The organism is Chryseobacterium sp. WLY505 (assembly GCF_030846215.1).
GTDB lineage: Bacteria > Bacteroidota > Bacteroidia > Flavobacteriales > Weeksellaceae > Chryseobacterium.
This window is the reverse complement of record NZ_JAVCWI010000022.1, coordinates 1-14,868: the sequence shown is the minus strand read 5'-3', so window position 1 is coordinate 14,868 and position 14,868 is coordinate 1. Positions and strand designations below refer to the sequence as shown.

Genomic DNA, 14,868 nt, shown 5'->3' with positions numbered 1-14,868 from the left:
AGCGCTGAAACCATCGACTACGGTACTTCTCAGTACGCAGGACTATGGCCTTCAGCAGGCAAATAAGCCTATTCATCATCTTAGTAAAAATAAAAAAACAGAACAGCGTGCAAGAAACGCTGTTCTGTCTTTTTTATTTTAAAAGAACTGAATTTTTATGCTAATATTAAATACAATATATCTCTTTTTAGTGTAATAATATGCGCTCTGTTTCTATTTGTAATTTATTTGTTATAAGGTGTTTATATGTAATTTTTAAATCTGTTGTCGTAGAATTACGACAATAAATCGTAGAACTACGACATCAAATCGTACAATTACGACACTTTTTCAGATTTCCTTTCAATTGCTTTTTTTTCAAAACCAGGGGTTTTATCTTTGTTATATAATTATTGAATTACAATTTATTACTAACGATTAAAATTTACAATCATGGCAGAAAGAAACTCAAGAGGAATCTTAAAATTCAACAACGGAGAAGGACAAAAGCTGTTAAAAATGAACTACAGCGTATCAAGATCTACAGACGTTTCAGGACGTGTAGCATCAGATCCTTCCAATGCATTAATCAAGGTTACAGTAGAAGCTACTGAAAAGTCAGACATCCTTGAAAGCTTACTAAACGGTAAATACAAACCGACTGTAGGAGAAATTACTTTCAACAAATCTCACGAAGAAGGAACATTAATCACTTTGAAATGGGAGAACGGATACGTAATCCAGCACGAAGTAGATTTCGACGCAGTAGACAGCAACAGTATGCTGATCAGCTTCGTAGTAAGTGCTGAAACTATTGACTACGGTACTTCTCAGTACGCAGGACTATGGCCTTCTTCAGGTAAATAATCCCATAAACTTAAATAAAAAAAGAAACAGTATGCCTTCGGGTATGCTGTTTTGTTTTTTGAACCCCATCCCGAACCCCTCGCACCCCGAATCTCCATCCCCGAAACCTTCAACAGGCTGCCAATTTTTACTCCTATTTTCTTATATTTGTTCATTATTCAAAATATGGACGCAACACAAGATAAAAGGCTGTTTCTCATCGATGCTTATGCGATGATTTTCAGAGGATATTATGCATTAATCAGGAATCCGAGACTCACCAGCAAAGGGCTGGACACTTCCGCCATCTTTGGTTTTACCAATTCTTTGATTGAATTGATCAGAAGAGAAAAACCTACCCACCTGGCAGTTGTTTTTGATGTAGGACAGGCCAGTGTAAGAACTGATGACTATTCGGATTATAAAGCCAACAGAAGCGAAACTCCTGAAGCCATCAAAATTGCGGTTCCATACATTCACAAAATTCTGGAGGCAATGCATATCCCGATTCTTGGAGTAGAAGGATATGAAGCCGATGATGTTATTGGAACTATTGCGTGCAAAGCAGAAAAAGAAGGATACACCACCTTCATGGTGACACCGGATAAAGATTTTGCACAGCTGGTTACCGATAAAATTAAAATTTATAAGCCAGGTTTAAAAGGGGGCGATATCGAAATTCTCGGCGTAGAAGAAGTAAAGGCAAAATACGAGATTGAAGATCCTAAGCAGGTGATTGATTTCCTTGCTATGATGGGAGATGCCGTAGATAATATTCCTGGTCTTGAAGGAGTAGGAGAGAAAACTGCCATGAAATTTCTGAAAGAATTCGGAAGCATCGAAAATTTATTAGCCAATACGGATAAACTGAAAGGAAAACTGAAAGAAAAAGTAGAAGCTTCTGCAGAACGTGGTATCATGTCTAAAAAATTAGCGACTATCATCTGTGATGCTCCTGTAGAATTCCATCAGGAACAATATGACCTGGAAACTCCGGATTTTGAAAAAGTAAAAGAGGTCTTTGACGAAATAGAATTCAGAAGGTTATACGAAAACCTTTACAGGGCTTTTGCTCCTGCGGCTGTAGAAACAGTGGTTGTAAGCGAAGTAGAAGTAAAGCAGACTCCGGCCGGAACAGAAGTAAAAGGGCAGGTGATGCAGCTCGACCTTTTTGCCAACTTTGAAGAACTGGATCAGGCTACTTCTACAAAGTCAACAATTGAGAATAATGATCACCTTTATCAGTTTATCAATAATCCGAAAGCACAGAAAAAGCTGGTCGACAACCTTCTGCAGCAGAAAGTAGTTTGTTTTGATACGGAAACTACTTCATTAAACGAACTGGAAGCAGAACTGGTAGGAATGAGCTTCTCTTATAAAAAAGGACTGGCCTACTATATTCCACTTTCTGAAAACAGAGAAGAAGTGTTGCAAACCCTGGAGATTTTCAGACCATTTTTCGAAAAAGAAGACCTGCTGAAAGTAGCGCACAACCTTAAATTTGATTACAAAGTTTTAAAACAATACGACATCACTGTGAAAGGCGCCATGTTTGATACCATGATCGCCCACTATCTCCTGAATCCGGATGGTAGACACGGGATGGATTACCTTTCAGAAGTATATCTGAACTATAAACCGGTATCCATTGAAACCATCATCGGAAAAAAAGGAAAAAAACAAGGGAATTTCAGAGATGCAGATCTGAGAACACAGACAGACTACGCGGCGGAAGATGCAGACATCACTTTCCAATTGTATGAACTTTTCGCACCACAGCTGAAAAAAGAAAACCTGGAGGAGCTTTTCTTTACTATTGAAATGCCTCTGATGGAAGTACTGGCAAAAATGGAACTTTCGGGGATTTCTCTGGATGAAAAATGGCTGGCGCAGGAAAGTATTGATCTTGAAAATGATCTGAAACAGCTGGAAACAAAGATTTTTGAACTTTCAGAAGAAGAATTCAATATGAATTCCCCTAAACAGTTGGGAGAAATTCTTTTTGAAAAATTACAGCTGGATCCCAAAGCCAAAAAAACAAAGACAGGACAATATGCAACCTCAGAAGATGTTCTTCAAAAATTGAGTTCAAAACATGAGATCATCAAGCATATCCTGGAATACAGAACCTATCAGAAATTAAAATCAACCTATGTAGACGCTTTACCTTCACAGATTGAGAAAAAAGATAACAGAGTACATACCAACTTTTCACAGACTACAGCTGCTACAGGCCGTTTAGCGAGTGTAAACCCAAACCTGCAGAATATTCCGATCCGAACGGTAAGAGGACAGCAGATCCGTGGAGCATTTGTTTCCGGAGAAGGCAAGAAGATTATTTCTGCCGATTATTCACAGATTGAACTTCGTTTGATCGCAGAAATTTCAGGAGAGGATAATATGATCAAAGCTTTCCAGGATGGAGAAGATATCCACGCTTCTACCGCAGCCAAACTCTTTAAAATTCCTTTGACTGAGGTTTCAAAAACTCAGAGAAGTCAGGCTAAAACCGTAAACTTTGGAATTATCTATGGACAAGGAGCTTTTGCGTTGGCAGAACAAACCGGATTATCCCGTACAGAAGCTAAACAAATGATTGAAGCTTACTTCGAAACCTATCCGAAATTGAAGGAATACATGGCAGAGCAGGTGAGTAAAGCACGTCAGCTAGGTTATGTGGAAACTATTTTGGGAAGAAAACGTCATCTGAAAGATATCAATTCCAATAATTTCGTGGTAAGAGGTCATGCGGAAAGAAATGCCGTGAATGCCCCTGTTCAGGGAAGTGCGGCAGATGTTGTAAAGCTTGCCATGATTAAAATAGACAGAGAACTTGAAGAACAGCAGCTTAAAACAAAAATGCTGCTTCAGGTACATGACGAATTGGTGTTCGAATCTCCCGTAGACGAGATTGATGCCGCTTCAAAACTGATCAAAACGGAAATGGAAAGTGCCTTAAAAACACAGGTTCCGCTATTGGTAGAAATTGGAGTAGGAGATAACTGGCTGGAGGCACATTAATAAACAGAACTTATCCCTAACGATATAAAAAACTTCCGTCTTTGGGCGGAAGTTTTATTTTTATTAGAATTAGGTTATTGTTTTATATATACCCTTGATTTCAATAAGCTGTTTTTTAGTAATGATAACCACTTTTGAAAGCTTCAAGTTTTATTTGCAGATCCTGTTTTATCTTCTCATTAATCGTTATCCATTGATGAGGATTATCAAGTTTGAAATCTTTGTATATACCTAGTAATTCTTCAAAATTAGTTTTAAAAAGATTAAATTTATCAAAGACTCCGTTTTCAAAAAGGTCAGTATATTCATCAAAACGGTAAAGAAGAAATTGCTCTTCATCGGTAAGCTGTTCTTCGTAAGAAATATGAGTGGCGGTTTGAAACATATTTTTTAAAACTACTTTATTCTCATCTAGCAGATGATATAAAATTCCCAATACAGCTCTGGATGTGATTTCCGAATCTGAATCAAGAGTATTTTTGTTTAAGACCTGTATGATATCTTGTGTATTTGCACAAGTGGAAAGCTCAATGAATGCATATTCAGATTCATTCTCAGATGCCAATATGGAATCAGCCCAGCTAATGACCTTCTCTTTTCTGATCACACCATAATCTAAAAGGATTACAAAAACCCTCAGCAGATTCCTGTAATCCTTTATTGAAGCTCTTTTCATTTGAGGGCTAAATATCGTATTCTATTTCCCCCACATAATGCAGTGAAAAATCATCATTTTCTACAGAAACAGGATTAGGAATAACAAATCTTGTTGCAAAAATGATAGCATTTACAGGCGTATCCAGACTGAGTTCATTCAATTTTTTCTCTAAGATAGGAATCCATTGGTCTGCATAAGAATATTCTGCAAATTTGTCATAAAGACTAAGGTTTTCATCCTCAAAACCATATTCTATAAAATCATCATCAAACCACTTGATGTTCTGTGATTCTGCAAACTTGGAAACATACTGATCGTCAGTTTCTTCCTCTATATAGTAGTTTTCATCCTCTTCTACGAAGCTATAAAAGTCTTCTTCATTCTTGAAGTATCCTAACCAGAAGTGTGAAATTTCTTTATCCATAATTTTAATAAGTATTATTTTTTTTAAGTGACATCCGCGTTGATAAATATCCCTTTTATACAAGAAAATTCCTGCAATTAAAATGTAATATTACAAAAGTTTTTCATGTAACAAATTTTTTGAGGCAGCAACGCAAAATCTCCTCAGCAAAGATAGTTCCTTAATAGTATTTATTGTAAATTTATTCTCTGTTTAAATTATAAAAGATGGATTTTCTTCAGGACCACTATATTGTTAAAAATGAATTGCTGCTCATCCTTATTTCTGTTATTCTGGGACTGTTCATTGGTGCTGAAAGAGAATACCGTAATAAGTCGGCCGGTCTCAGAACATTTATTCTCGTATGTTTTGGTGCCTGCCTGTTTACCATACTTTCCATAAAAATAGGAGTCGCCAATCCGGATCGTCTTGCCGCCAACATCATTACGGGAATCGGATTTCTGGGGGCAGGAGTCATTTTCAAAGGAGATAATAAAATTGAAGGAATTACCACAGCCACCACTATCTGGGCCACAGCTTCTATAGGAATGGCAGTTGGTTCCGGCTATGTTTATATTGCTCTTCTGGGAACAGCGTTGGTTTTGATTGTTTTGAGTGCTTTAACCTATCTCCAGAATTTTATTGATAATTATAATAAAGTAAGGGAATATAAAATTGCTTTGACTGGTGCAGCAGATATAAAATATTGTGAGATTCTTTTCAAAGAACATCATTTAAAGTATCAGATGCTCAAACAGCAATATTCACCGGAAAGCTTAACGGTTATCTGGAGGCTGACAGGTAAAAACAACCATCATGAAGAAATTATCAGTCGATTGATAAATGACCCTAAGATTACAGCTTATCAGTTTTAGACAATATAAAAGCAAAAAAATAAAGGCCTGAGCCTTTATTTTTATTTTTTCTTGAATACATACAGATCCTTATTCGGACCATCGATCTCTTTTCCTTCCATATCAAGCTGGATCAGCATATTCTCACCTACTTTATATTTGTAGTTGGCAGATTTCCCTTTTAAAGTAATTATGCTTCCTGTAGCATCCCAGGTAAAAGATCCTTTATCCTGGTTCTTTGAATTTCTGTCAAGATATTCTTCACTAATGCTGAATGTTTTATCATCATTCAATGTCAAAGAAGTCTTTATTCCCGGGCAGTCTGCACAAGGAACCGTTGTTTCATAAGTACCTGCCCAGTCCAGAGCATTTTCAGAAGTATCACCAGCAGCTGTAGGAGTTGCTTTAGTAATGCTGTCTGTAGCAGCAGGTTGTACAGCCGTTGCAGAATCTGTAGTTGCTGTTGTTTCAGTGGTTTCTTTTTTAGAACATGACGCAAGGAATAAAACAGACGCCATTCCGAACACAAGCATTTTGCTTTTCATCATAATAATTAATTTAAGGATGTTTTTAATAATAAAGTTACTTCTGGTGAACAAAAACTGAGCCATAGGGAAACGGGTTGAAGGTTTCAAGTTGTGGTTGGTATATTTTATTTTTAACCCTAAAAGGCACAAAAGTTTAAACAATTAAATTTTTAGAGGTAAGCTTTATGCGTAATAAGTACCCCTAAGTTTTGTGAAAATAAATCTTTGCCTATTGAGCGAAGTCGAATTGTTCATCTTATATGAACTTTTCTCCAGAATTATTCTAAAATTACTTAAGTGGACTAAAGTGCTTCAAAATGAAAACTTTTGTGACTTTTGTGGTTTTTAAAGTTTAAACAACTTTTCTACGTATTTTATAAAGCCTGTTCCTATTTTTCTTTGTAAATTGGGGCAAAATTTTGATTATGACAAAAAAGATACTTTTATCTGTATTTCTTTTGCCAGCTGCAATGGCATTTGCACAACAATATGGAGGAATGTGGATTCCTACAGAGCTGAATGAAAAGGAAATGAAGGATTTAGGAATGAAGATTTCTGCAAAAGATATTTTCAATCCTCAGAAACCAAGCATTAAAGATGCAGTAGTACAGTTTAATGGCGGATGTACTGCAGAAATTATTTCGCCTAAAGGACTGCTTTTAACGAACCATCACTGTGGTTTTGGGCAGATTCAGGCACACTCTACCGTTCAGAATGATCTTCTTTCAAACGGATTCTGGGCAAAAAATACAGATGGTGAACTTCCTAATCCGGGAGTAAAAGTAGATTTTATTGTCGATATAAAAGAAGTTACTGATCCGATATTAGAAGGTACAGACAACCTTACAGAACCTGAGCTTACTAAAAAGATCAACAACAATATTGAGGTGTATAAAAACTCTCAGAAAATTGAATCTTACCAGTCGATTATGGTAAAACCAATGTATTATGGAAACAAATACTACGCTTATACCATCGAAACGTATAAAGATATCCGTCTTGTAGGAGCTCCGCCTCAAAGCATCGGAAAATTCGGAAGTGATACGGACAACTGGGTTTGGCCTAGACATACCGGAGATTTCTCTATGTTCAGAATTTATGCAGACAAGAACAACAAGCCTGCAGAATATTCTAAAGACAATGTACCTTACGTTCCTAAACATTATTTACCGGTTTCTATCAAAGATAAAAACGAGAACGATTTTACCTTTGTGTTCGGATTCCCGGGGAGAACTACAGAATATCTTCCAGCAATTGGAGTAGAAAAGATCATGAAAGATATTGATCCTGCAAGAATTGCGGTACGTGATGTAGCTTTAAAAACTTTGGACGAAAAAATGCGTGTTGATAATGAAACCCGTATCAAATATGCTTCAAAATATGCTTCCGTAGCCAACTATTGGAAAAAATGGATCGGCGAGGTAGAAGGACTGAAAAAATCCAATGCTGTAGAAAAGAAAGTAATGTATGAAGGTTCTTTGATAGCCAAAAACCCTGAAATCAAAACTACTTTGGATCAGTTGAATAAACTGTACAATGATCAGGCTCCCTATGCATTAAACAACGCTTACTATACAGAAGTAGTGAAAAATGCAGAAACTTTGAAACTTGCCGGTGATTATTATGACTTTGTAGCTTCTGTAGAAGCAGGAAGAATGGATGAGAAGGAACTTTCAAAGTTAAAAACAAAATTAACTTCTTTCTATAAGGATTACAGTGCTGAGCTTGATGCAAAAGTAACAGCAAAACTATTGGCTTTATACGTAAATAAAACTGCACCACAGTTTTTACCGGCAGGATTCAACAAATATAAAGACGAGAACGCTAATATTCCTGTCGTAGAAGATATGTCCAAAAACTCTGTTATCACAGGAAGAACTGCTGTAAACGGAGGAACTTTAACTGCCGATATCGATAAAGCATTTTCTAACCAGGATAAACTGATCAGAACTTTAAAGAAAGATCCTATTTATCAATTGTATGTCTCCATGAAGGAAACGTATATGAAAACTGCTGATCCGCAATATACTTCAATGCAGGCAAAAATTGATGCTTTGCAGAAAAAATTCATGGCGCAGCAGATGCAGACGGATAAAGACAGAAAATTCTTCCCGGATGCCAACTCAACACTTCGTGTAACCTATGGAAAAGTAAAAGGTTCTAGTCCTAGAGATGCCGTTTCTTACGGATACCAGACTCACCTTGCAGGAGTAATGGAAAAATACGTTCCAGGAGATTATGAATTTGACGTTCCAAAGAAACTGATTGATCTTTACAACAAAAAAGATTTCGGAATCTATAAAGATAAAACGGGTGATGTTCCTGTAGGGTTCACTGCAACCAACCATACAACCGGAGGAAATTCGGGAAGCCCGGCTTTGGATGCCAACGGAAACCTTGTTGGACTAAACTTCGACAGACAGTGGGAAGGAACAATGAGTGATATCAATTATGACCCGCGTTTCAGCAGAAACATCATGGTAGATACAAAATATATCCTTTTCATCATTGATAAGTTCGCAGATTCAAAGTGGATTGTTGATGAAATGAAGATTATAAAATAATTTTAAAAGTTATACCTTTAAGAATCTATTTGAATTTAATTTTGAATAGATTCTTTTTTATTTACAATAGGATGAAAGAAAGGATCATCAATGTTTTGGCAGCTTTTGAATCTGGAAATATCGGAAAATCATTTCCGCTGGACTATTGTCTGCCGCTTTATCACAGTGTTTCAGATAAAGAACTTCCTCATTTAAAACATGTGATCCGTTATAAGACAACTCAACAGTTTGAAGATGATCTGGATTATATGGCCAGGAATTTTCAGTTTGTGAATTGGCAGGAGTTTAAAGAATTGATGTCCGGGAATTTCAAACCTCAGAAAAAAATTGCTTTACTTACTTTTGATGACGGCTTCAGAGAATTCTTTGATGTTGTGGCTCCCATTCTGGAACGAAAAGGAATTTATGCCTGTAATTTTATCAATCCCGCTTTCATAGACAATAAAGATATGATGTTCAGATGCAAGGCGAGTCTTATTGCCGATGCTGTTGAAAAAATGAAAACCATAGATCCTGAAATTTATTTTATCCTGTCGCTGAAAAATACAGAGCGGCGCGTTTTACAAAAGAAAATTCTATCCATAAATTATCAGGAAAAAGATATTCTGGACAGGCTTGCAGAAAAACTTGAAATAGATTTTAAGACTTATTCAAAGGAATTTAAACCTTATTTAACAACAGAAGAATTAAAAGAACTTACCCGTAAAGGTTTCGGAATTTCTTCGCACAGCTGGGATCACCCGAAATATGGAGATTTATCTTTGAAACAGCAGATGGAAACAACAGATAAAACTTTTGCTTATTTAAAAGAAAATGCTTTCCTCTATGAAAGTTTCGCCTTTCCATTCACAGATTTTGAAGTAAAGAAGGATTTTTTTGAAGAACTTTATAAAAATGAGGAAATCTACTGCAGCTTTGGTTGTGCTGGTATAAAACTGGACAGTATAAAGAGAAATTACCAAAGAATTCCAATGGAAATGGGAGAGAGCGGAGTAGAGACCTTAAAAAAAGAAATAGCGTACTTCAGACTGAAAAAACTTATCAATAAAAATACGATTATTAGAGAATGATAACGCTGAAAACATTTAACAGAAAAGAACTGGAAGATTTTACATCCTCCGGAGATTTTCAGCAATATGATTTTCTTCCCATTACAAGGCATCGTGCGCTGTCTCATATTAAAAATCCAAAAGCATCAGACCAGGATACACTTCTTATTCTAGCTTTTTATGAAGAGAAATTGATAGGTTATGTAGGATGTTTTCCGGATAATTTTAACATTGATGGAAAAGAAATCCGTTACGCATGGCTCAGCACCTTGTATGTAAATCCGGAATACAGAAAAAAAAGACCGGCAAAAGCATTACTGAAAAGAGTTTTTGAAGAGTACGAGGGTAGAATTGCCATTACAGAATTTACCAAAGAAGCAGAAGCACTCTACAATATTATGGGTGTTTTTGACTATGTCTTTCCTAAAGAAGGAAAACGCTATTACTTCAGAACCGATGCCGCCAAAATGATTCCTGAAAAGAAACCGGGAACACAACCGTTGAAACCTCTTTTTCAAATTCTGGATGCTGCCACCAATGGATTGATCTCAATAAAGAATCTTACAGTGTCAAAACCGGATTTCAAATACGAAATTCTTGATCAGATCGACAAAGAAAGTGCTGATTTTATGAATGGATTTTCAGGGAAACGTGTTGCAGATGAAATTAATACTTTTATCAATCATCCCTGGGTTTTGGAAGGTAATAAAGATGAAAAATACCTGTTCTCAAGTTTTTCGGATCGTTTTAAATATTTCTGGATCAAAATTTTTGATCAAAATAACAAGCTTACATCCTGTTTTCTGTTGCAGCTTCGTGATGGCTACCTTAAAATCCCTTATCTTTTTGCAGATAGTAATGTAGATGAGGTTGTCCGGTTTTTACAGTATTTCATCGTGACCCATAAAGTAAAAGGTTTTACTTCTTATCAAACCACATTAAACAGGGAAATTCAACAGTCAAAAGTATTTCCCCCTATCTACGAACGTGATTTCAAACGGGAATATCTGTTTCACAAAAACCTGCTGGAATTACTTCCCGATCATTTTGACCCAAACTATCAGGATGGAGACGGAGATTGTATGATGACGTAATGGAATTATAAATGATGAATGATGAGCTACAAATGATCAATGATCAATGATCACTGATAAAAAAACAAACCGCACGATAGCATTATCGTGCGGTTTGTTTTTTAATGTCCGAATAGATCTTTCAGACTTACTTCTTTAAATGTTCCCATTTTGTTGACAGCTTCCATATCAAGGTTCTCCTTTTTACCGATAATGGCTGTGTTAAAATGTATTGATTGAACTTCTGTCTGATAAAAATGTTTGATATCTTCAAAATTCAGACTTTGGATCTGTTTATAGATATCCTTTCTGAAATCATGATAGATATTCAGTTTCTGTAATCTTAAAGTATTGAAGAATATATTATTTCGGGTTACCCTTGTTGAGGCAATCTGTTTCAGTGCAGCGTTTCTGGCGTTTTCAAACTGAATAGGGACTTCAGGAAGTTCGTTCATCAGTTCATTCAACGTATCTACAGCAATCATCAGTTTGTCAGGTTGAGTTCCTATATAAGTTGTTACATAATCAGGATGGTTCAGCTCAGAGTTCGCAGCATAAGAAACATAAGCAGAGTAAGCAAGACTCTTACTTTCACGCATCTCCTGGAAAACAATAGAAGATAATCCTCTTCCGAAATATTCATTGAACACATTGATCTTTCCGAAATGAAGCGGGTTCACCTCGTTTCCTTTACCAATCTTGCTCATTTCCATCTGAACCATATCGTAGTTGATGAAATACACGTTTCCTCCTGTTGCCGGTTCCGGATATTGCTTGGCTTCCGGTATCTGAAGGCTTTCAGGCTTGATATACTGACCGATGTATTCTTTAAAGTTTTCAAAATTTTTACCATAGAAAAATACCTGATAAGGATATTGGAACAGCGCTTTCATCCTGTCTGTGAACACTTCAGGTTTGCTGTTTTCAAGTTCCTCCTTAGAAATAACATCCGTAAAACGGGAGTTACTGCCCAGTTTCGTGTAATTGTTCAGTGCCGTTATAATTCGGTTTTTATCTTTCTTCATGGCCTGGCGGTTTTCCAGTACTGTTCCGACAAACTGATTATAGATTTCCTGATCAGGCAGCACATCGCGCATCCAATGCTGCAGAAGGGCAATTCCTTTTTCTATATTTTCTTCCAGTCCGCTGAGCGAGATGATCAGCTGATTGTTTGTTGTCTTAAAATCATTGCTGACTCCGATTTTGAAAAATTCCTTTTTTAAATCCTCCGGCGAAAGGGTATCAGTTCCCAGATACTGCAGAAGCTGAGTTGAAATCCCTAGATCCCTGTCATGATCACTTCCAAAAGGAAAAATAAAATGCAGCTGAGCGATATCGTTGTATTTATTCTTTACAAAACTTAATTTCTTTCCGTTAAGCTGATCCGTGATAATTTCTTTCTGATAATCGATAAATTCAGGTTTAATATCCTCCGTTTTATCGGCCAGAATCTCTTTCAAAAATTCAGACTGACTATCACGGTTGATCTTAACAGGAGTGATCCCCGGGTTTTCAACCCTGATCAATTTATCATTGACTCCTTTTTCTTTATTGACCACCACATAATTTTCTTTGAAAAAATCATTGGCAAAATTTACGACATCCTCTTTAGTGAAAGCGGCGTATTCATCCATTTCGTTCAGTTCCTCCTCCCAGGTTCTTCCTTTGATGTAAGAATCGTAAAGATTGGTGGCAAGGCCTTCGGCAGTTTCAAGACCTTTCATTCTCTGAAGTTTGAAATCATTGATGATCGCCGGCAGCATCCAGTCCGGAAAATCTCCTTTCTTGATCAGCTCAATCTCATCCAGTACCATATTCCTGGCTTCCTCCAGAGTTTGTGTTTCCTTAGGAACAGCAACAATAGAAAAATATCCATATTGTCTTAGCCCTACAGAAAAGGCCTGAGCCCAAAGCATTTTCTGAGTCTGATTGATATGCAGATCCAGTAATCCTGCTTCCCCTCTGTTGCTGAGAATATTGGCAATCACATCAGCCAGCATTGCTTCTCTTGTTCCATAGCTCTCTGTTCTCCATGCAAGCTGAGCGCGTGGGGTAGTAGGACTTTTTACCGTTCTTGTTACAATTTCTGTGATAGGCTTTTCAATAACAGGTGTCTTTTTAGGAAGCTCCTTATAAGGTAGAGTCCCGAAATATTGATCGATTAATTGAATGGTCTCTTCAAAATCAAAATCCCCAACCAGTACCATTGCATAATTATTAGGAACATAATATTCATCAAAATACTTATGAATAGCCTTCATCGATGGATTCTTCAAGTGTTCCGGTTTTCCAAGTGTTGTTTGCTGCCCGTTGGGATGAGTCGGGAAAAGAGCATCCATCAGTTCGTAGTTCACAAGTCTTGTGTCATTGTCCTGCGCTCTGTTGAACTCTTCATATACCGATTCCAGCTCAGTATGAAAAAGACGAAGGACAATTTCAGAGAACCTTTCCTTCTCTATTTTCAGCCATTTTTCAAGTTCGTTATTCGGAATATTATTTTTGTAAACCGTTTCATCAAACCAGGTATGGGCATTCGTTCCACTCGCTCCCAGAGAAGATATTGCTTTGTCATACTCATTGGCAATGGCATATTGGCTGGCTTCCTGAGAAACTTCATCAATCTTTTTATAGATTTCTCTTTTCTTTTCAGGATCCTGTTCTGCTTTATGTTCTTCATACAAAGCTGAGATCTGATCAAGAAGCTCTTTTTCCTTTTCCCAGTTCTGAGTTCCGATGTGGGATGTTCCTTTAAACATCATATGTTCAAGATAATGAGCCAAACCTGTATTATCAGAAGGGTCATTATTACTTCCTGTTCTTACGGGAATGAAGGTCTGTATTCTTGGAGCATCAAAATTCTGGGCAAGAAAAACCTTTAATCCATTTTTCAAAGTATAGATTCTGACGTTATTTTCGTCGTGGGTTACCGTAATATAGTCGTATTGGTTTTTATCTGTATGTACCGTTTCCTTATATTTTCTGTCTGTCATATATAAAACTCATTTCATTCCTTAGAAACCGGAATGCACTACAAATGTAAGGAATCAAAAAAAATGTAGACCTCTTTTTATCATTATTACATCTATTATTACATTTGAAAAGGTGAATCATTCAACAAAACTGTTTCCCAATCCCACATACCATTATATAAACTATCACTACAATTTCCTATTCCCAACTCTCCAACCCTCCGACTCTCAAACTCTCAAACTCTCCAACCCCACCCTCCAACCCAAGCTGCGGGGTAACCATTACTATCAGGGCTAGGGGAGGAGCTGTAAATGATGAATGATGGATGATGAGGTTCGGTTATTGAGTTTCGGGTTTCGGGTTGCCGGGTAGGGCAGTAACATTCGTATTACGTTCTCCATATTTGTGATTTCTATAGAATGTGGTTGGTATACGAACATACCTCCATTTCCCTTGTGTCATTCCGGAGGAATCCCAACTTCTTTACGAGAGTCTTAAAGGAAGTAAAATGATAGTATAGAGTCTCAGACCTTTTAGCCGTTAGTATTAGCAATGTCATGCTATTATATATACCTTATTTTCGTCCTTCCACACCCCAAAACCCTGCATCCCGCACCCCGAATCATCCCTTTACACCCTCTCCAACGCACAAACTCTCCAACCCTTACCGTTCTATATAGTATACATGTATATAACAAGAACATCTTCTCTGTGTCAATCTGCGAGATCTGTGGGCAATCATCACCCCCAAACTCTATCACTCTCCAACCCTCCAACCCTCCCACGCTCTCACCCCGTCCTCCAAACAAATGCTTAAAATTTTTCACCCTGCCTTCCAGTGTCTTATGCCAAAAAACGCTATCCAATATGAAATTTATGTTAAATAAACTTGCGTAGTGTATGTGAAGTTTCTATCTTTGCCCC

Annotated in this window: 10 protein-coding genes; 6 read left to right on the top strand and 4 right to left on the bottom strand. The window is 37.0% G+C overall.

The window, feature by feature from the left end:
• The first annotated feature begins 432 nt into the window (after positions 1-432).
• Together tssD and polA are read left to right on the top strand one after the other, a co-directional pair.
• The gene (gene tssD / locus RAH34_RS22695; protein WP_062675327.1) at positions 433-846 is read left to right on the top strand and encodes a type VI secretion system tube protein TssD; all 414 of its coding nucleotides are present in this window, start codon (positions 433-435) and stop codon (positions 844-846) included.
• A gap of 165 nt (positions 847-1,011) precedes the next feature.
• Positions 1,012-3,846, top strand: a complete 2,835-nt coding sequence (gene polA / locus RAH34_RS22690) for a DNA polymerase I (protein ID WP_306597668.1) — start codon at positions 1,012-1,014, stop codon at positions 3,844-3,846.
• A gap of 115 nt (positions 3,847-3,961) precedes the next feature.
• Here the strand turns inward: polA and RAH34_RS22685 are convergent, their stop codons facing one another.
• The gene (locus RAH34_RS22685; RefSeq protein ID WP_306597667.1) at positions 3,962-4,522 is read right to left on the bottom strand and encodes a hypothetical protein; all 561 of its coding nucleotides are present in this window, start codon (positions 4,520-4,522) and stop codon (positions 3,962-3,964) included.
• A 7-nt stretch (positions 4,523-4,529) separates the two neighbouring features.
• Complete coding sequence (locus RAH34_RS22680; protein ID WP_306597666.1) at positions 4,530-4,928, bottom strand: immunity 22 family protein; 399 nt, start codon at positions 4,926-4,928, stop codon at positions 4,530-4,532.
• 206 nt (positions 4,929-5,134) lie between these two features.
• Between RAH34_RS22680 and RAH34_RS22675 the strand changes: the two genes are divergently transcribed.
• Positions 5,135-5,782, top strand: coding sequence for an MgtC/SapB family protein (locus RAH34_RS22675; RefSeq protein WP_114820833.1), 648 nt, complete (start codon positions 5,135-5,137; stop codon positions 5,780-5,782).
• A 41-nt stretch (positions 5,783-5,823) separates the two neighbouring features.
• On the opposite strand, the gene RAH34_RS22670 is transcribed toward RAH34_RS22675, so the two are convergent.
• Complete coding sequence (locus tag RAH34_RS22670) at positions 5,824-6,309, bottom strand: copper resistance protein NlpE (protein WP_228411969.1); 486 nt, start codon at positions 6,307-6,309, stop codon at positions 5,824-5,826.
• Between the two features lie 404 nt (positions 6,310-6,713).
• Between RAH34_RS22670 and RAH34_RS22665 the strand changes: the two genes are divergently transcribed.
• From RAH34_RS22665 to RAH34_RS22655, 3 genes are all read left to right on the top strand, one after another.
• Positions 6,714-8,852 (top strand): S46 family peptidase, encoded by a 2,139-nt coding sequence (locus tag RAH34_RS22665; protein ID WP_306597665.1) that lies wholly within the window; start codon positions 6,714-6,716, stop codon positions 8,850-8,852.
• A 71-nt stretch (positions 8,853-8,923) separates the two neighbouring features.
• Entirely contained in the window at positions 8,924-9,922 is a 999-nt protein-coding gene (locus RAH34_RS22660) for a polysaccharide deacetylase family protein (protein WP_306597664.1), read from the top strand.
• Positions 9,919-10,995 (top strand): GNAT family N-acetyltransferase, encoded by a 1,077-nt coding sequence (locus RAH34_RS22655; RefSeq protein WP_306597663.1) that lies wholly within the window; start codon positions 9,919-9,921, stop codon positions 10,993-10,995. The genes RAH34_RS22660 and RAH34_RS22655 overlap by 4 nt, the downstream gene beginning before the upstream one ends.
• Positions 10,996-11,096: 101 nt before the next feature.
• Here RAH34_RS22655 and RAH34_RS22650 read toward each other — a convergent pair whose 3' ends face one another.
• A complete protein-coding gene (locus RAH34_RS22650; RefSeq protein WP_306597662.1) occupies positions 11,097-13,964 on the bottom strand; it encodes a pitrilysin family protein in 2,868 nt (955 codons plus the stop codon).
• Positions 13,965-14,868 lie beyond the last annotated feature (904 nt).

Coding starts and splice junctions, on each gene's coding strand:
- tssD (WP_062675327.1), top strand. CDS start 433: ATGGCAGAAAGAAACTCAAGAGGAATCTTAAAATTCAACAACGGAGAA.
- polA (WP_306597668.1), top strand. CDS start 1,012: ATGGACGCAACACAAGATAAAAGGCTGTTTCTCATCGATGCTTATGCG.
- RAH34_RS22685 (WP_306597667.1), bottom strand. CDS start 4,522: ATGAAAAGAGCTTCAATAAAGGATTACAGGAATCTGCTGAGGGTTTTT.
- RAH34_RS22680 (WP_306597666.1), bottom strand. CDS start 4,928: ATGGATAAAGAAATTTCACACTTCTGGTTAGGATACTTCAAGAATGAA.
- RAH34_RS22675 (WP_114820833.1), top strand. CDS start 5,135: ATGGATTTTCTTCAGGACCACTATATTGTTAAAAATGAATTGCTGCTC.
- RAH34_RS22670 (WP_228411969.1), bottom strand. CDS start 6,309: ATGATGAAAAGCAAAATGCTTGTGTTCGGAATGGCGTCTGTTTTATTC.
- RAH34_RS22665 (WP_306597665.1), top strand. CDS start 6,714: ATGACAAAAAAGATACTTTTATCTGTATTTCTTTTGCCAGCTGCAATG.
- RAH34_RS22660 (WP_306597664.1), top strand. CDS start 8,924: ATGAAAGAAAGGATCATCAATGTTTTGGCAGCTTTTGAATCTGGAAAT.
- RAH34_RS22655 (WP_306597663.1), top strand. CDS start 9,919: ATGATAACGCTGAAAACATTTAACAGAAAAGAACTGGAAGATTTTACA.
- RAH34_RS22650 (WP_306597662.1), bottom strand. CDS start 13,964: ATGACAGACAGAAAATATAAGGAAACGGTACATACAGATAAAAACCAA.